This is a genomic window from Lientehia hominis, assembly GCF_021044755.1.
GTDB lineage: Bacteria > Bacillota > Clostridia > Lachnospirales > Lachnospiraceae > Lientehia > Lientehia hominis.
Genome location: NZ_JAJNOR010000004.1, coordinates 86,541 through 103,413, shown reverse-complemented (window position 1 = coordinate 103,413; position 16,873 = coordinate 86,541). Strand labels below are relative to the sequence as shown.

General features: G+C 51.9%; 15 protein-coding genes. 1 reads left to right on the top strand and 14 read right to left on the bottom strand.

The genetic code is table 11. The annotated features are described in order from the left end of the window. Positions 1 to 2: 2 nt before the first annotated feature. The 9 genes from LQE92_RS07200 to LQE92_RS07160 form a co-directional block, all read right to left on the bottom strand. A complete protein-coding gene (locus LQE92_RS07200; protein WP_231062320.1) occupies positions 3 to 1,052 on the bottom strand; it encodes a type IV pilus twitching motility protein PilT in 1,050 nt (349 codons plus the stop codon). Between the two features lie 18 nt (positions 1,053 to 1,070). Further along, positions 1,071 to 2,753, bottom strand: a complete 1,683-nt coding sequence (locus tag LQE92_RS07195; RefSeq protein WP_231062319.1) for a GspE/PulE family protein — start codon at positions 2,751 to 2,753, stop codon at positions 1,071 to 1,073. Positions 2,754 to 2,765: 12 nt separating this feature from the next. After that, entirely contained in the window at positions 2,766 to 3,497 is a 732-nt protein-coding gene (locus LQE92_RS07190) for a hypothetical protein (protein ID WP_231062318.1), read from the bottom strand. Positions 3,498 to 3,501: 4 nt separating this feature from the next. Then, a complete protein-coding gene (locus LQE92_RS07185) occupies positions 3,502 to 4,974 on the bottom strand; it encodes a type IV pilus biogenesis protein PilM (protein ID WP_231062317.1) in 1,473 nt (490 codons plus the stop codon). A gap of 12 nt (positions 4,975 to 4,986) precedes the next feature. Beyond that, positions 4,987 to 6,186 carry a type II secretion system F family protein gene (locus tag LQE92_RS07180; protein ID WP_231062316.1) on the bottom strand — a complete coding sequence of 400 codons (1,200 nt, stop codon included), beginning with the start codon at positions 6,184 to 6,186 and terminating at the stop codon, positions 4,987 to 4,989. Between the two features lie 41 nt (positions 6,187 to 6,227). After that, on the bottom strand, positions 6,228 to 6,998 hold the full coding sequence (locus tag LQE92_RS07175; protein WP_231062315.1) for a prepilin peptidase: 771 nt from the start codon (positions 6,996 to 6,998) through the stop codon (positions 6,228 to 6,230). A 111-nt stretch (positions 6,999 to 7,109) separates the two neighbouring features. Next, positions 7,110 to 7,562 carry a hypothetical protein gene (locus LQE92_RS07170; RefSeq protein WP_231062314.1) on the bottom strand — a complete coding sequence of 151 codons (453 nt, stop codon included), beginning with the start codon at positions 7,560 to 7,562 and terminating at the stop codon, positions 7,110 to 7,112. A gap of 67 nt (positions 7,563 to 7,629) precedes the next feature. Beyond that, entirely contained in the window at positions 7,630 to 8,058 is a 429-nt protein-coding gene (locus tag LQE92_RS07165; protein WP_231062313.1) for a prepilin-type N-terminal cleavage/methylation domain-containing protein, read from the bottom strand. Between the two features lie 221 nt (positions 8,059 to 8,279). Continuing rightward, positions 8,280 to 9,023, bottom strand: a complete 744-nt coding sequence (locus LQE92_RS07160; RefSeq protein ID WP_231062312.1) for a lactate utilization protein — start codon at positions 9,021 to 9,023, stop codon at positions 8,280 to 8,282. A 107-nt stretch (positions 9,024 to 9,130) separates the two neighbouring features. Here LQE92_RS07160 and LQE92_RS07155 point away from each other — a divergent pair, with 107 nt between their 5' ends. Next, positions 9,131 to 10,285, top strand: a complete 1,155-nt coding sequence (locus LQE92_RS07155) for a DUF4317 domain-containing protein (RefSeq protein WP_231062311.1) — start codon at positions 9,131 to 9,133, stop codon at positions 10,283 to 10,285. Between the two features lie 4 nt (positions 10,286 to 10,289). Here the strand turns inward: LQE92_RS07155 and LQE92_RS07150 are convergent, their stop codons facing one another. The 5 genes from LQE92_RS07150 to LQE92_RS07130 all read right to left on the bottom strand — a co-directional run bounded on the left by LQE92_RS07150 (position 10,290) and on the right by LQE92_RS07130 (position 16,862). Continuing rightward, positions 10,290 to 12,737: a cation-translocating P-type ATPase gene (locus LQE92_RS07150; RefSeq protein WP_231062310.1), complete on the bottom strand. Its 2,448-nt coding sequence runs from the start codon at positions 12,735 to 12,737 to the stop codon at positions 10,290 to 10,292. Between the two features lie 113 nt (positions 12,738 to 12,850). Next, complete coding sequence (locus LQE92_RS07145; protein WP_231062309.1) at positions 12,851 to 14,074, bottom strand: NAD(P)/FAD-dependent oxidoreductase; 1,224 nt, start codon at positions 14,072 to 14,074, stop codon at positions 12,851 to 12,853. Continuing rightward, the gene (locus tag LQE92_RS07140; RefSeq protein ID WP_231062308.1) at positions 14,071 to 14,523 is read right to left on the bottom strand and encodes a 4Fe-4S dicluster domain-containing protein; all 453 of its coding nucleotides are present in this window, start codon (positions 14,521 to 14,523) and stop codon (positions 14,071 to 14,073) included. Before LQE92_RS07140 ends, LQE92_RS07145 begins: the two co-directional genes overlap by 4 nt. A gap of 12 nt (positions 14,524 to 14,535) precedes the next feature. Beyond that, positions 14,536 to 16,419 carry an anaerobic carbon-monoxide dehydrogenase catalytic subunit gene (gene cooS, locus LQE92_RS07135; RefSeq protein ID WP_231062307.1) on the bottom strand — a complete coding sequence of 628 codons (1,884 nt, stop codon included), beginning with the start codon at positions 16,417 to 16,419 and terminating at the stop codon, positions 14,536 to 14,538. A 41-nt stretch (positions 16,420 to 16,460) separates the two neighbouring features. Further along, a complete protein-coding gene (locus LQE92_RS07130) occupies positions 16,461 to 16,862 on the bottom strand; it encodes an RrF2 family transcriptional regulator (protein ID WP_231062306.1) in 402 nt (133 codons plus the stop codon). Positions 16,863 to 16,873: the final 11 nt, after the last annotated feature.

Sequence of the window (16,873 nt, the reverse complement as noted above, 5' to 3'; positions counted from 1 at the left end):
TTCTAAAAATATTGCTCCAGATCCTTCCGGTCGTTGGTATATTGGAACGCAGTCTCTCTTGTTATATAATTTTGTGCCGTCAGACGCCTTAAGTCCATGTTCAGAGTGTGCATTCCGAGAGCTCCTCCGGACTGCATCACATTTCCCATCTGATGGCTCTTATTTTCCCGGATCAGGTTGGTCACCGCATCGGTGCCCAGCAGGACCTCTGTCCCCGCTATCCTGCCTCTGCCGCCTGCCATGGGCATCAGGCATTGGGTAATCACACCCTTCAGCACACCGGCCAGCTGGGTACGCACCTGGTTCTGTGAACCTGCCGGGCAGGCGTCGATGATACGGTCTATGGTCTGTGCAGCCCCTGTTGTGTGGAGCGTGGACAGGACCAGATGGCCCGTCTCCGCCGCCGTCAGGGCCGCCTGGATAGTCTCAAAATCCCGCATCTCCCCCACGAGGATGATGTCCGGGTCTTCACGCAGGGCACTTCGGAGGGCAGACGCAAAACCGGCGGTGTCCCTTCCTGTCTCCCTTTGATGAATCAGAGCCTTTTTTCCCTCATAAGTATATTCAATAGGGTCCTCAATAGTGATAATATGGACCGCCTGATTCTGATTGATATACTCGATCATGGACGCTAAAGTCGTGGATTTTCCGCTTCCGGTAGGACCGGTCACCAGCACCAGTCCTCTCGGTTCTGCCGCCAGCTCATAGAGCTTCTCTGGAAGATGCAGCTCTTTAAGACTCGGTATATGGCTGCTCAGCAGACGGATGGCCGCAGCGATCCGGTTCTGCTGGCGGAAGACGTTGATCCTCTGGCGGTTTCCGTCCTGAGTCTGAACCGCGAAGTCAATGTCTTTCCCCTCCTTCAGCCACTCGTTCTGCCGCCCGTCCAAAAGGCCGTAGAGCATCTCCTCCGTCTCCGCCTCCGTGGGCTGCAGCGGTGCTTCTTCCAGCTTTCCATATCTGCGGATGAGAAGCGGCTGTCCGGCTGAAATATGGATATCCGAAGCCTCCAGCTCTCTTCCCATATAAATGATTCTGTTTATATCATACATAAGCTCTCCGACTCCTGTCTACGAATAATATGCCACCTTTTTAAGCTCCTCGGCTGTGGTGATCCCTTCTTTTACCAGATTTATGCCACATTCTCTCAGCGTGCGCATCCCTTGTTTCATCACCGCATAATCCTGGATTTCTTCCACGGAAGCGCCCTCCTGTATCATTTTCCTTATGGGCCTGTCGATCTGTATGATCTCATGAATCGCGGTCCGTCCCCTGTAACCAGTATAATTGCAGAGAGGGCACCCCTTCGCCTGTCTGATGGTTTTTACGTCTTCCCCCAGAATCTGTCTCTCTTCCTCAGTGGGAATAACGCTCTCTCCGCAGTCGGGGCATACCTTGCGCATCAGACGCTGGGCAATGATCCCCACAAGGGAGCTGGAGACCATATAAGGCTGAAGCCCCATATCCTCCAGGCGGACGATGGAGGAAACGGCATCGTTGGTATGAAGAGTGGAAAACACCAGGTGGCCGGTGATGGCCGCGCGCACCGATATGGCCGCGGTCTCCACATCCCTCGTCTCTCCCACCATTATGATATCCGGATCCTGGCGCAGCAGGGCGCGCAGGCCGGTCTCAAAGGTGAGCCCCGCCTGGTTGTTCACCTGCATCTGATTGATCTTCTGCAGATTCTTTTCCACCGGGTCTTCTATGGTAGAGATATTGACAGACCGTTTGGACAGTTCCTCCAGGATCATATAAAGAGTTGTGGTCTTTCCGGAACCGGTAGGTCCTGTAAAATAGATGATCCCATTGGGGGACTGAAGCATCTTCTGCATCTTCAGGAAATCCTCTTCCCCCATCCCGTATGTGGCGGGATAGTCCACTCTGGCATTTCCTGTCAGAAGCCGGAGCACTGCCTTTTCTCCGAATACGGTCGGAATGACCGAAACACGGATATTGACGTACTCTCCCTCTACCTTCTGCCGGAAATGGCCGTCCTGGGGAATCCGTCTCTCCGCGATATCCATATTTCCAAGAATCTTGATACGTGCGATCAGAGAGCCATGGAGGCTTTTCTGAAGAGTCACATATTCGACGATCACGCCGTCGATTCTCATACGGACAATGGTCTTATCCTCAAAGGGCTCTATATGGATATCCGAAGCGTTGGTGCTGTATGCCCGCCTGATCAGCCGGTTCAGAAGATTGATGACAGGTGTATCATCGTCCCCTTCCTCCGCGACATCGAACTCCTCCAGCTGCTGGTTTTCAAAGCTCTGATTGGCTATCTTCGCCGCGTCTCTGGCCTCCACTTCCGCGTAGTAATACTTAATGGCATTTTTCAGGACAGACAGCTCGCACAGGCAAATCTCCAACTGCATTCCTGTCAGCTGGCGGATGTCCTCTATCCCATAAAAATTCATCGGATCGTTGAGCAGGACCGTCAGCACGCCTTCCGCCTGACGGACTGCCAGCATCTCATATTTTTCCGCCAGAGGGCGGGGGATACTCTCCACCGCCTCCACATCCACGTCCACATTGGAAATTTCCACGAGGCGGAGGTTCAGACACTCCGACAGCGCTTCCAGCACCTGCTGTTCCGTGATATAGCCGAGCTCCACCAGGGCGCTTCCCATACGTGTATTCCGGTGTTCCTTCTGATATGCCAGGGCCGCCTCTATCTGTGCATCCGAAATATACCCATATTCTTTTAATACATCGCCTATTCTCAGATTCCTGATATTCTTATCCATAAGCCCCTCTTATCATTCTTCCGGAAGCTCTCCGGCCTCCGTCCCATCCTGAACGCCGTCTGCAGGCGCCTCGGTCTCCTCGGCAGCCAGTATTTTCTGAAGCGCCGTATACTGATCGATATCCTCATACATATATAGCTCCATCGAGACTGACAGGATGAACTGTCCTTCTTTTTCCTTCTCCGCCTGCCAGTAAAACTCCGATATCCGAAGCTTCGGCTCCTGGGCGGCACAGGCATCCAGCATAGACTGAAGCCCCTCACGGCCGCCCTTCATGATCATGGTGATATCCGCCGTATACGCTCCGGAATAAACGGAAGCGCTTTCCCCTCCGCCGTTTTGAGAAACAAGCTTAAGAAGAATCTCCGTATAGCCGGTAAGGGACGTGTAGTCTCCTGTCTGCGGCATCACGATATCCAGGTCCCTGACCTCAAGGCCGTAGGAAAGGGCCATTCCCGTAAGCATCTTATCGATCCCCATACTGGGAGTGATCTCATAAAAGCTCCTCTGAGAGTCAGAGAGCTCCTCCTTCATGGAATCCACTTTCGTCCTCATGTCTCCCAGCATCGAACTCTTCCGCTCTTTTTCCAGCCTTTCAAGCCTGGCTTCGGACAGAGCTTCGGCTTTCTTCTCATTTTTTTCCAGCAGCGGAAAAAGTACCCCGAATCCCAAGCCGACAACAATGACAAAGGCCGTCAGGAAGACCAGAAGTTTTTTATCCCGTTCTGTCAATTTTAACGTCATATTCCTATTCCCCCTGTCTGCCTGCCATGACACAATTTACCTTCACGCTCCAGCTGCCGTCGGATGACTGGGTATATCCGCTGTAATCCACGGACGCGAAAATATCCTGCTGACTGAGCAGAGTTGCGAACTGGTGGATCTGATCCACATTTCCCGCACTGGTATGGAAGCTGACGACTCCCGTTCCAGAATCATAGCTGCTTATTTCCGCCGATACCAACCCTGCCGCGCAGTAGGAGAGCACCTGTTCTACGGTGCTGTCTACCACGGGATATTCCAAAATACTGGACCGAAGACCCGTCAGATTTTTATTCAGGCTGCCAGCGGTCTGAATCTCCTGCTTCAGGTTATCGTATTCCTCACAGTCTGCCAGTACGTCAGCACGGCTGTTGTAATCCTGAACCTCTCTCAAGGCGGAGGAAAGATAAAGAGAGTAGACGCCGGCCGCCGTCACTGCAGCCGCCATGACCAGCCCCAGCACCGACAGAGGGACCCATACCCTTCTCCGTCTTTTCTTGAGCTCCTGGCTTTCCGGGTTCCGCCGCATTTGGCTCATGATGTTGGTCTTTGCCCCGGTCTTAATTAGTCCGCCGATGGCCACCGCAAAATTGGAAAAACACTGGTACGGCTGGCTGTTCCGCCCACCAGACACGATATGGCTTCCGTCCAGCTCCTCAACTCTGAGTCCGTCGTTTATCTGACGGATGCTGTCATGATAGAAGGAAACGTCTTCCCTTGAAAAACCGGCAATATAGACCACGGATATCTTCTGAGGTATGTTCTGGGCCTTTGCGAACTGCAGGATACCGTTCACCGCCCTGGCCACCTCCGCCGCGAACTCCCTGGTCCCCGCATCGGAAAACAGGCGGTTCCTGCTGGAATACTCGTACCTGCCCTCTACAAGCAGCACATTCACCAATATCATATCGTCCACAAACTGCACGATCCCGGTCATCCCTCTCAGCTGAGGCAGACATGCCAGAAGCCGTACCATGGCCCCGGATGCGCATTCCACGCTGTCTATGGTGATTCCCAGGCGTTCAAAAAGATCCAGATATCCGCTTATGAACTCCTTCTGCACCACAGACGCATAAACCGTCTGTATCTTCGCTTTATGTTCTTTCTCATCCGGCATCGGAAAACAGCCGTAGACAGGATTTGATATCCTCCCGACGTCTGTAAATTCCCGGCTCAGATACTGAATGGTCTGCGCCGGCTTCTGGGCCGGTACGTCAATCACCCTGGCCGTGAACTGGCTGCTGTCAATCACCAGATTCACATCTTTTTTCGGCAGGCCGTTGCTCTCCCACAGCTCCCGGATAATCTCCAGGAACCCTTCTTCATCAGTAACGGTTCCATTGAGAATGCAGCCTCTGTGGTCCACCGTATAGTAAAGGCCGCGGACTGTGATATGTCCGCCGGAAGCTTCACCAGACACCACCCGGATATATCGGTTTGACAAATATACTATCAGCATAGCTCTTCCTCCTTATTCCATGCCCGCAATGGAATCATAAGAACCATAAAGCGCGCTGAATACCGCTACCATAACAAAAGCCACTATGATGCCCATAATAATGAGCATGACCGGTTCTACGTAGGAAACCATCTTGGTGACGGCGGCATCCGCATCAAATTCCAGAGCGTTCGACGTGGATAAGAGCATCGTATCCAGACTCCCTGTTTCTTCCCCTACCCTTATGGAATCAGAAAGCTTCCTCACAAATCCGTCTACCATATCCAGACCGTCGCTCAAATTATTGCCTGCCCTCACAAAAGGGATCACGTCGTCAAATTGGGCATCGATATAATCATTTCCGATCGTCTTCCTCGCGATCTGAAGCGCCGGAACAATAGGGATACCCGACGCATAAAGGGCGCTCAAGGTACGGGAAAACCGAGAGGTGCAAATCGTCTTCCATAACTTTCCCAGCAAAGGAATATGAAGCTTTTTTCTGTGCCACCAGACCCGTACTCTCTGCACCCGCAGAAGCGCCCGGATGCCGATCCACATTCCAAGTATCAGTACGATCACCAGCACCCAGTATCCGGCCATGAAATCACTTACGGCATATAGGATCCTGGTCGGCAGGGGCAAGGTCTCCATCTGGTCGAACAGCTCCTGGAACTGAGGCATGACAAACTTTGTCAGCACGAGGATGACACCGATGATCATGACCCCCAGAATCTTCGGATACACCATGGAAGTAGATATTTTGGCATTCAGCCTGTGGTCTTTCTCATAATGATCCGCCATCTGCACGGCTACCTGGTCCAGATTCCCGCTGCTTTCCGCCGAACGGAACATGTATACCATCAGTGGAGGAAACGCGCCGTTCTGCGCCTCCATCGCATCCGACAAAGAAACGCCCTGCCGGATCTGGCGGAGCATGTCTTCATATATCCGCTGCTCTCTGGGCTTAATGGACTCTGAGGACGCAATGATATTCAGCGAACGTACCAGAGTCACACCGGCAGAGATCAGAGTTCCAAGCTGTCTGGAAAAGTCAGATAACGCTTTCGGCTTTATCTGACGCTCCGCCTTCCGCTGGTCTGTAAGCTTCGCGGAAAGCAAAAGGGCTCCCTCTTCCCGCAGACGCTGCTGGAGTTCCGCTTCGTCTGCCGCATTCATGACGCCTGATTTTTTCTTTCCTTCATATGTCTGTGCTTTATATTTATATTGTGCCATAAAGCTCCTCTTCCCATATCCTTTATGATGATCCGATACTCTCAGTATAACAAAAAGCCCAGATACCAGTCAATAAGCGGCTGCCCGTATAAGATTCCAACAGCCATTCCTGCACATAAAAAAGGCCCAAAAGCAAAATGGTCTTTTCTCTTTTTCTTTCCGGAAGCGAGCAGGTATATCCCGTAGCCGCCTCCCAGAAAAACCGCTATAGCCCCGGATATCAGCATGAGCTTCCAGCCCAAAAGCAGCCCTGCCGCCGCGGTCAGCTTGATATCTCCGCCGCCGAATGCCCCTTTGACGATCAAGGTCACCAAAAGCATCGGAACACTGACGCAGACCATTCCGACTATCCGCGAAAGGATGGATGTGCCGCCCATCGTAAAAACCGAGACTGCCGCCAGAGCCGTAAGCGCTATACAGCAGCCATCCGGAATCTCCATGGTATCCGCATCGATAAGCGCCGTCACAATCAGGGCAGAGAAAAAAAGAAAGACTGTGAGCGCTTCCGGCCACTCTACATAGTGCGCCGCACACAAAAGAGCCGCGCCCCCTCCGAGAAGCTCTGTCACAGTATCTCTCAAACCTATGGGCTTTTTACAATACCGGCATTTTCCCCTCAGCAAAAGATAGCTCAAGACCGGGACCAGATCCCCCGCCCTGAGCCTGTGCCCGCAGGCCGGGCATATGGAAAAGCCTTTTATAAATGACATATGCCGGGGAACCCGGTATACGATGACATTCAAAAATGAAAACACACAGGCTCCGGCCAAAAAAATCAGGAGCCCCAAAAAAATCTCATAAAAAAGCAGCACTGTCTTCTCTTTCCGGCCCGACGGCCCTGTAATCTTCCTATAAAGACTCTCTATAAGCCCTCATAAGGGAATAGAGATTCCGCCCGGCGCTCCTGCCGGACCGAATCCCCTTTAGCTCTGTTTCCCATATCGGTGCAGGCTCCTGTATACTTCCCAGGTCCCGTTTTCTCCCGCCTTCTCCCGGCGGAACTGTACCAGATATTTCCCCTTCTGATACGTCATGGCAGTCACAGCGCTCTCTTTCTGATTCCATGCCGCCAGATGGATTTCTCCCTCTACGCCGGCAAACCGGCGGATTTCTTCCTCTGCGTACTCGGACAGGCCGCTGGGCCGGCTCGAGTCAGCGAGAGGCTCACCAAAGCCATAATATTCCAGGGAAAGAAGATCCATATTTTCCAGTACGTTCTTCGCCTCCCGAAGTGTCTGCCGCTTCAATACAGACTGTTCCCAGCACCATACCGCCGGCACTGCTACCCCCAGCACCACGGCCAGCAGGATGAGAGCCGTCCGGAAAGCGACCCGTAACTTATGACGGTAAGAGAGGGCGTTATAATCATCTGACATCCTGATATAACCCCCTCTCGTTTACACTAATCCCTTTAATTCATTTTTATTTCTTGACCGGTCAAACTTAATTCTTCTTGACCTCCCATTTGGTCCCATCCCATACTGCCGTATACTTTCCGTTGTTATAGGCAAAGGCTGTGATCTCGCTGTAGCCGTTTTTATCTGTGACGGCAAATACAGCATTCTTGTTTGCCACTGCCGCAATATCTCCAGTCTTCACGGGAACGCCGTCTATCTTATAGCTTCCATCCGTCCAGTTAGCAGTGACATCTGTCTGCTCCGATGCCTGGCTCGCCGCATAATCCGCCTGTACCTGAGAAAGTATGGTAGCCGCGTCAGCCTTGCAGTTCGCCTTATTCGCCCGGTCGATGTATTTCAACATGCTGGGAACCATAACTGCCGCCAAAATCAGGATGATGACAATTACTACAATCAGCTCCACCAGTGTGAAGCCCTTCTTGCTTTTTGCTTTGCTTCTCAATTTACTTATCATGTTTTCCCTCCTGATGCTTCCCCATCTCAACGGCAGATACGCCTTTTTTCAGGCTGCTGTCTGTCCCCCGCCGGAAAAGCAAATGTTTTATTTACTATTACGACTATACCGTTTTAAGCGAATTTTGTCAACAAATATTCCGTGTATTCTGTCGGAAATCCTTTGTTGTCATACCAAAATAAACCATTTAGAAAATTCTATATAACAAAACACAGCTGCAATCAAAATCCCAGTTCTTCCCCTACCAGTATCACATGAAAATCTGAATCCTGCGGCTTTCTGTGAATAATAGAAGTGATGTGACAGGCGCGCTCCGGATGACGGCAGTCCAAACAGACCCCGGCTTTCAAACAGGGAAGTCCGTCCCGCCCATATTTCAAATGATTCATAGGCGCCGCTGTAAAGCCCACCCGCTGTCTGCCGGCTTCCACATCCGGTACCAGCTTGTTGACTCCGGCGATCACGATGATCCGGTCGGGGCCATAGATGCTGCCCGCTATCCGGTTCCCTCTCCCGTCCACATTCACGATCTGCCCATCCATGGTAACGGCGTTGGCCCCCAGAAGAAAAACGTCGCTTACCAAATAGTTTTGAAGAATCTCCCGCATGGCCGCCCTGGCCTCTTCCCTGTTCTGAAACCCAGTCTCACTTTCAAAAACGCGGCGGTTCCGTGCACAGACATGGGCGATTACCGTGCATCCCTTTTTCCGGAGGCCCTCCTCTATATCCAATGCAAACAAGGTGTGTGAATCACCGCATCCGACCGTCGCCCCTTCTGGGACCAGGCTCAGGAGGAGTTTCCCGGCTTCGGTCCTGTTATCAGTATAATATGCGTCAAATTCATTTTTCTTTAAATTTTTAACTGCTGTTTCTGCCTTATTCCGGAAATATTCCTTCCGGATTCTCTCTGTATCGCTGGAAACCTCTCTTAAAGGCACCAGATATTTTTTCCAATCCACTGACATATTGTCTTCTCCTTTTTCCTCCCTTTGTGCCATTGACAGAACCACACCTGGTAACTAAAATGAATACGTAGCCTAGACCAGAGCACAAGAAAGGAACATAATCACATATGAACAAAAAAGATATCTCTGAAATAAAGAAACAGTTCACCCCCGGCAGCTGTGCCATCACCCGCATATGCGGCTGCTATGTGGATGGGGAAAAAGAAAAAAAGTCTGAGATGAGAGAGGCATTTCTCTCCCTTCCCGAGGAAGAAATGTTCAAATATTTTGAAATTTTCCGAAAAAATCTCTCAGGCACTCTGGGAAAGAATCTCATCAACATGGAATTTCCCCTGTCGGCAGAATCAGAAGGAGATACTCACGACTTTCTGATGAAGCTGCGGGCCTCCCGTCTCGGCGATGATGCTCTGCTGGACTTATTCTATGATAAGGTTATCGAAAACTATGATTACACAGGCAGTTTTTTGATTCTGCTGATCCACAGCGCCTACGACATTCCCGGAAAGTCTGCCGACGGCCATGAAATGTTCGACGCCTCCGACGAGGTCTATGAATACCTGATCTGCAGCATATGTCCGGTCAAGCTCTCAAAACCCGGACTCTGCTACAATGCGGAACAGGGAACCATCCAGAACCGGGTGCGGGACTGGCTGGTGGAGCTTCCGGATACCGGTTTTTTATTTCCGGCATTCAATGAGCGGAGCACCGATATCCACAGCCTTCTCTTCTATTCTAAAAACGCGGACGAATTTCAGGCGCAGCTGGTTGAGGAGGTCCTGGGATGTACTCTTCCCATGCCCGCCAGCAGCCAGAAGGAAACCTTCAACTCTCTGATCGAGGAAACTCTTGGGGACGACTGCGATTATGAATCTGTTAAGATCATCCATGAGAAGCTGAGCGAAATGGTAGAGGAAAAAAAAGAAGAGCCGGAGCCTCTTACCCTTGATAAAGCAGAGGTACGTGCTCTTCTGTCCGAAAGCGGTGCGGCTCCGGAGCGCCTGCATGACTTTGATTCCCGTTATGAAGAAGCGGCCGGTTCCCATGCTCCCATCTTGGCATCAAATGTCATCAACACAAGAAAATTTGAAATCCGTACGCCCGATGTCATCATTCAGGTCAGCCCGGACCGGGCCGACCTGGTGGAAACCCGCATCGTTGACGGGCGCCAATGCCTCGTCATCCCCATGGACGAACATGTGGAGGTCAACGGCATCTGCGTCAGGCCAGGTGCCAAAGCTCCAGCCGGCAATGAGCCTTTCTGAGCTGTCAGTATCTCCGGCTCTGCCATTTTACCTTCAGTTTTCCCGCCCATTCCCGAAGCTTTTCCAAAGCCGCGGTCAGATACCGGAGAACCGGTTCCGTGGCTATGGAGAACACCACAAAGAGCATGATACATTCCATGGACATTCCGGTGATCGCAAACAGATCCGGAAGGAAAATGCTGCAGACCAGCAGACCGGCGATAGATCCAAACCACACGGCGGCCCGCAGTTTGTTCATGGGCCGGCAGATCTTGAACAGGATCATGAACCCAACGATGGCCAGCAGCATCGTAGCAGCGGTGGAGATATCATCGGGATGGACGCCGAAGGTCTGGCCAAACAACACCAAAGCCCCCACCGCTATCACATCAGTCAGGCCGGCCGGAAGCGCTTTCAGGAATACGTTGGAAAGAAAATGTCCTTTTATCATATCCTTGTTGGGCTGCAGCGCCAGGAAAAAGGCCGGAACTCCAATCGTAAACATGCTGATCAGAGAAATCTGGGCCGGCTCCAGCGGATACGTGATCATAAATGCTACGGAAAAAATCGACAGAAGAAAAGAAAAAATATTCTTTACCAAAAACAGGCTGGCCGAACGCTGGATATTATTCACCACCCGCCGGCCCTCCAGCACAACGGCCGGCATACAGGCGAAATCGGAATCCAGAAGCACCACCTGAGACGCCTGCACAGCCGCGTCGCTTCCCGATGCCATGGCCACACTGCAGTCCGCGTCCTTTAATGCCAGCACATCATTGACGCCGTCCCCTGTCATGGCGACGGTCTTTCCCTGGCTCTTTAAGGCCTGTACGAACTGCCGCTTCTGATCCGGCGTAACACGGCCGAATACCGTATATTCTCTCATGGCCCGGTCTACGTCTTCATCTGTCTTAAGTGAAGCGGCGTCCACATACCTGTCCGCGTTCACAATGCCTGCTTCCTTTGCCGCTTCCGCCACAGTCAGCGGATTGTCACCGGATATCACCTTGACCTCCACTCCCTGCTCCGCAAAATAAGCAAAGGTTTCCGGGGCTTCTTTCCGGATGGGGTTCGCAAGCAGGATATAACCCAAAGGCTCCGCTTTTTCAGTCAGCGGCTTTCCGTCCGGTTTTCCTTCGTAAGTAGCGAACACCAGCACCCGGTATCCTTTGGACGCATGACTTTGAATGTCTTCCCGGTATTTCTCATAATCCTCTCTCAGGATGAATTCCGGCGCACCCAGAACATAAGACGCGTCCTCAAAAGCAACTCCGCTGTATTTTACAGAAGAGGAAAATGGAGTGACCCTGACCGCAGCAGCGTCTGTCCCCTCTGTAAAATAAGCTTTCATCGCCTCCATGGTGATGTTGTCGTCACTCATGACCCTGACAAAGTCTCCTACCAGTCTCGAAAGCTCCGGCATTGTTTCAGGATCGTATCCTTCCGCCGGTAAAAGCTTCTTCACGCTCATAGTATTTTCCGTAATCGTACCGGTCTTATCCACACAGAGCACATTGACCCGGGCCAGTGTTTCAATACTCTTCATATCGTGCAGAAGGACTCTGCGCTTCGCCAGACGCATGGAGCTTACGGCCAGAGCCACACTGGTGAGCAGGTACAGCCCTTCCGGAATCATGCCGATGACCGCCGCTACCATGGAGGTAATGCTCCCGCGGAAGGTCTCATGGTTGAAATAAAAACCCTGAACGAACAATACGATGCCAATGGGAATCAATGCGATCCCGACAAATTTCACCAGCTTATTCAGGGAGCGCATCATCTCTGACTGCTCTCCCTTCTGCATAGCCTTCGCCTCCAGAGTCAGACGGGAAATATAGGAATCGGCCCCGATCTTCTCCAGCCTTGCGTGGCACTGTCCGGATACGATGAAGCTTCCTGATATCAGGGAGTCCCCGCGCCGTTTCGTTATCTCGTCTGCCTCACCGGTCAGAAGCGATTCGTTCACCTGCACCTCTCCCGCAACCACCACCGCGTCGGCACAGACCTGGTTTCCCGCTTTAAACACCACGATATCGTCTAGAACCAGCTCTTCCGAATCAACAGTCCATACTTTTCCGTCCCGAATCACAGTGGCTTTCGGGGAATTGAGCATGTTCATCTTTTCCAGAACCTTTTTGGCGCGAATCTCCTGAACAATCCCGATCAGTGTATTTACGATGATCACCGGCAGGAACGTGAGATTCCGAAGCGACCCCACCACGCAGAGAAGCACCGCCAGCACGGTAAAAATCAGGTTAAAATAAGTAAACAGATTGCTTAAGATGATCTCTTTCGTAGTCTGGGAAGCAGAATCCACAGCCACGTTGTCCAGCCCATAATCCATTCTCTCCATGACCTGGTCCCGGCTCAGCCCGACACGGTAATCCGCCGCATAACGGGTAAATGGAGCACGCCCTGCGTCATATACTGCTTCCTCTTCTATTTCCAGCTCTTCCTTACGTTTCCGCCACATAGTATAATCCTCCTGTATACGGAGTTATTATACGACGGTCTGTAAAAGACTTCCATATAAAAATTATGAATTTTTTCTTAGTAATGCGCTGCGCCTTCGTACATAGACGCTGTCTATATCTGATAATCATACTGCCCGTCCGGAGCGATTCCATAAAAATCTCCGAAGGATAAGGCAAAAATCCTGTCTTTTTTTTCGGAAATGTCCACTTGATTCTTGATCAGGTACTGGTAAACGCCTGAATAATCCATATTTCCCTGGAGCAGGATGCTGTCCAGCTTTCCGTCTCTTATGACCGCCTTTTTGTAACTACGGCTGTCTTCGCAGATCACGACCTCATCCCCCTCCTCTGCCGCGCCTTTTCCCAGGGACAATGTGGTCACCCCATAGAAATTCATAGTATTCTTCATGGCATACCGGTCCAGATACTGAACCTTCCTGCCGCACATATTATACGCCGCCGTCTGTCCCTGCTTCATGGCATTGGGCCAGATTCCCGACAGCCCGGCCACATCTCCGGCCGCGTAAACGTCAGGACAGTTGGTCCTCATATATTCGTCCACCTGTATGAACCGGTCGGCGGCTATCTCCCCGGATTCCACACAGGAAATCGCGGAGCGGACGCCCGCCGCCACAATGACCAAATCGCATGAAATCTCCCTTCCGTCATCCAGGATCACCTTTCTGATGGATCCAGTCTGATCCATTACCGTATTCGACGCCTTTCTGCCTAAAAGGAACTTACAGCCTGCCTCTTCAAACAGTTTCTGATAAGTCTTCCCCGCCGTTTCGTCCAGCTGGATCGGCAGGATTCTGTCCGCCATTTCCACAACGGTCACATCCTTCCCCCGCTCCAAAAGGGCATAAGCTGCGTCCAGTCCCACCAGGCCCGATCCCACGATCAGCACCCTCTCTGCCGTTTCTGCCACCTCGTCTATCTGCTTTGCATCCTCCAGATGCCGCAGGCCAAAGACGTTTCTCGCTTTCCGGAAATCTCCCACCGGGGGAATAAAACTGTCCGCGCCGGTAGCGATCAGCAGCTTATCATATGAAATCACCGTATCATCCTCCAGCTGGACATTATGCGTTTTTGTCCAGACATGGGACGCTCGTTTTCCGCTTATCCAGGTGATCTTCTGCTCTTCAAAGAAATCTTCCGGCACAAAGCTCAGGCGGCGCTCATCCCTTTCATGACTCAGATATTTGTGGAGCATACATCTGGAATGTACGTGGGTATCAGCAGAGATCATCACAATCTCCGCTCCAGGCTCACAGGCCCGTATGGTCTTTGCGGCTGTGATGCCTGCCGCGCCTGCTCCGATGATCACATGCCTCACAGGACCACCTCCTCTACAAAAACAGCGTTCTTAGGACAGGCTTTCACACAGCTCGGTTCTCCTCCGGCATCGATACAAAAATCACATTTGATGACCTTTGTGCGGGTAGCCGTATCCGCTTTCAACACTCCGTAAGGACAATTCATCACACACATAAAGCAGGAGCCGCATTTTGTCCCGTCATATAAGACATGGCCCGTCGCCGGGTCCTTGGTCAAGGCCCCGCTCATACAGGACATTACGCACTCCGGCTGGTCACAATGCCGGCAGAAGATCGGCCGGTACGTGCCGTCTTCCATTTCTATGATGTGGTTCCTGGACTCATTATGGATGTCCGTCAGGTCCAGATCATAAACCGTACCCTCATCCGTCCGGTGAGCCTGCATACAGGCTATGCTGCAGCTTTTACAGCCATCGCATTTCGCCTGATCTATCATGATCCTTTTCATAGCAGAATCCTCCTATATATTCAGAGCAGCACGTTTTTCCAGAATGATCTTCTCCAGGATATCTGCACTGTCTGCGGCATCTGAATTGATGATGACACGGCCGCCGGTCAATTCCTTCATGTCTTCCGTCAAAACCTTGACCGCTGTTTTGCTCCCGGTCACAAAGGGAGGAAGCCCCAGGTGAAGAGGAAGTCCCAGAGCCAGTCCGAAAGCTCCGTCAGCCAAAGCCTGCTCTTCCAGCCACTGGGCGGCGGAAAGGACCAGCGGAAGCTGCGGCAGATCCACACCCAGCTCTTCCGCTATTTCTGTAGCCACGATCTCCAGACGGCCGATCGCCAGGCAGGGTCCGAAATTCAGCACCGGCGGAATCCCCAGCTTTTCACAGACCGCACGGAGCTTAGGTCCCGCGTATTTCGCCGCATCCGGCGTCATCAATCCGCAGTTCTCGATGCCGCCTGAAGAACATCCTGCCGTTAAAACGATGATATCTTTCGCGATCAGCTTCTTCGTAAGTTCTACGGTCAGCACATCATGGCCTCCCGCCGTCAGATTGGAACAGCCCACCACTCCGGCGATTCCCTTGATATCACCGGATACGATCAGGTCGATAAGGGGCTTCCAGCTGTCACCCAGGAATTTTTTCAGAGAGCCTTCACTCACACCAGTAAGCGTATTATCATTCCCGTGATCCGGAAGCAGGTTCAGTTTTACGCTTCCGCGGCGTTCCTTATATGCCGCCACAATCTTATCGATGATGGCTTCACTCTGTTCTTCTCTTTTGGAAAAGTCAAACTCCATCATCTCAGCGTTTGCCTTTTTCGCCACGCTGTCCAGGCATATCTGTTTGATCTTCAACTCATCACAAATGGGCTCGATACCCGGCAGAGTGCAGTTAAATTCTGAAAGCACCGCGTCAATGGCTCCCGTGGCAAGTATGGCCTCACTGGTATAATTGTTTCCCGCATGTCCGTCGAACACTTCTTCATAATGGCTTCCCCTGAGCTGAAGGTCCTGTCCCACGCAGGTACATCCCACCAGCTTAAAACCCTTAGCCCCCGCCGCCTGGGCCTTTGCCACCGCATCAGGCTTAGTCAGACGTTCCTGCAGATCCACAAAGATCGTATGCTGATGTCCTGTGATCATGATATTTATGTACTCCGGATCGATCACCCGCAGACCTACCGGCGCCAAGCGAAGCTCCGGCTCTCCCAGCAGCACATCATTGAGCAGGTTCGTCAGTGTCAGGCCGTATACACCAGTGGAGATTCCCAGACGCAGGCAGTCCACCAGCATATCCACAGGGTCCGAGTTCAGGTTGGTTGAACATTTCACGACCCCTTTGAACACCTCAGATTTGGCGCCGCCTGGCATAATGCCCAGCTCTTTCCATCTTTTTACGCGGGGGGCGTAAGCTACCTTTTCCACCAGATCCATTTTCACATATTCTGGTTTATAGAGATCCGCCAGTACGGCTTCTGCCACCATTTCCGCTCTGGCATAGTCGTCCTTTTCTTGAATTCCAAACATCCCGCAGAGCCGGTCCAAAGCGTGGATCCCTTTCAGCTCTCCCTTCGACTTTGCCGTATTCAAAAGATTCCGTGCCGTATTCTCTACGATATGGATGTAACATCCGGAGCCGGCAGCCACTGCGCGCAGAAAATTCCTGGTCACGATCGTATCGGCATTGGCGCCGCAGATACCTCTCGGGGACTGAGGAGTGATACGGCAGGGGCCGTTGGCACACAGCCGGCAGCAGACACCCTGAAGTCCAAACCCGCACTTTGTTTTCTGCGTATCCACACGGTGGTGGGAGGTCTCCATGGGAAGCCCCTTGATAAACGTCTCCAGCGGTTTATCCGCGCTTTTACATGTATTGCATCCAAAACACTGATTCATAAGAATTCCTCCTATAGTTTTATCCATTTTTCAGGTGAGCCCTATCCTTCCAGAATTTCCATAAGCGATCTGCCTTTCAGCTCCCGGGTGATCATTTCCTGCAGGCGGCAGAATTCTTTATGCACCATACAGGGAGTCGCTTCCGTATTCTGAGAGCACCGATGGCCCCGAACCGTACATTCTGTCAAGAGCAGTTCCTTGTCCACCGCCCGGCATACGTCATACAGTGTGATTTCTCTTAAGTCCTTTTTCAGGGAATATCCTCCGCTGCTTCCTCTGTGGCTCCGGATATATCCGGACTTTTCCAGCTTCCTGGCCAGCTTGTAGGCTATGGACACGGTGATGTTTTCCTTCCGGCAGATGTCCTGCACGCTGACCGTTTCTCCTCCGGACAGGGCCCTTAAAATCCTGACCGCATAATCACATTCTCTGGTAATTAACATGACAGCACCTC

What these genes read in the sequence shown, in the direction of transcription:
- LQE92_RS07200 (WP_231062320.1), bottom strand. Translation starts at nt 1,052, where the DNA reads ATGTATGATATAAACAGAATCATTTATATGGGAAGAGAGCTGGAGGCT.
- LQE92_RS07195 (WP_231062319.1), bottom strand. Translation starts at nt 2,753, where the DNA reads ATGGATAAGAATATCAGGAATCTGAGAATAGGCGATGTATTAAAAGAA.
- LQE92_RS07190 (WP_231062318.1), bottom strand. Translation starts at nt 3,497, where the DNA reads ATGACGTTAAAATTGACAGAACGGGATAAAAAACTTCTGGTCTTCCTG.
- LQE92_RS07185 (WP_231062317.1), bottom strand. Translation starts at nt 4,974, where the DNA reads ATGCTGATAGTATATTTGTCAAACCGATATATCCGGGTGGTGTCTGGT.
- LQE92_RS07180 (WP_231062316.1), bottom strand. Translation starts at nt 6,186, where the DNA reads ATGGCACAATATAAATATAAAGCACAGACATATGAAGGAAAGAAAAAA.
- LQE92_RS07170 (WP_231062314.1), bottom strand. Translation starts at nt 7,562, where the DNA reads ATGTCAGATGATTATAACGCCCTCTCTTACCGTCATAAGTTACGGGTC.
- LQE92_RS07165 (WP_231062313.1), bottom strand. Translation starts at nt 8,058, where the DNA reads ATGATAAGTAAATTGAGAAGCAAAGCAAAAAGCAAGAAGGGCTTCACA.
- LQE92_RS07160 (WP_231062312.1), bottom strand. Translation starts at nt 9,023, where the DNA reads ATGTCAGTGGATTGGAAAAAATATCTGGTGCCTTTAAGAGAGGTTTCC.
- LQE92_RS07155 (WP_231062311.1), top strand. Translation starts at nt 9,131, where the DNA reads ATGAACAAAAAAGATATCTCTGAAATAAAGAAACAGTTCACCCCCGGC.
- LQE92_RS07150 (WP_231062310.1), bottom strand. Translation starts at nt 12,737, where the DNA reads ATGTGGCGGAAACGTAAGGAAGAGCTGGAAATAGAAGAGGAAGCAGTA.
- LQE92_RS07140 (WP_231062308.1), bottom strand. Translation starts at nt 14,523, where the DNA reads ATGAAAAGGATCATGATAGATCAGGCGAAATGCGATGGCTGTAAAAGC.
- cooS (WP_231062307.1), bottom strand. Translation starts at nt 16,419, where the DNA reads ATGAATCAGTGTTTTGGATGCAATACATGTAAAAGCGCGGATAAACCG.
- LQE92_RS07130 (WP_231062306.1), bottom strand. Translation starts at nt 16,862, where the DNA reads ATGTTAATTACCAGAGAATGTGATTATGCGGTCAGGATTTTAAGGGCC.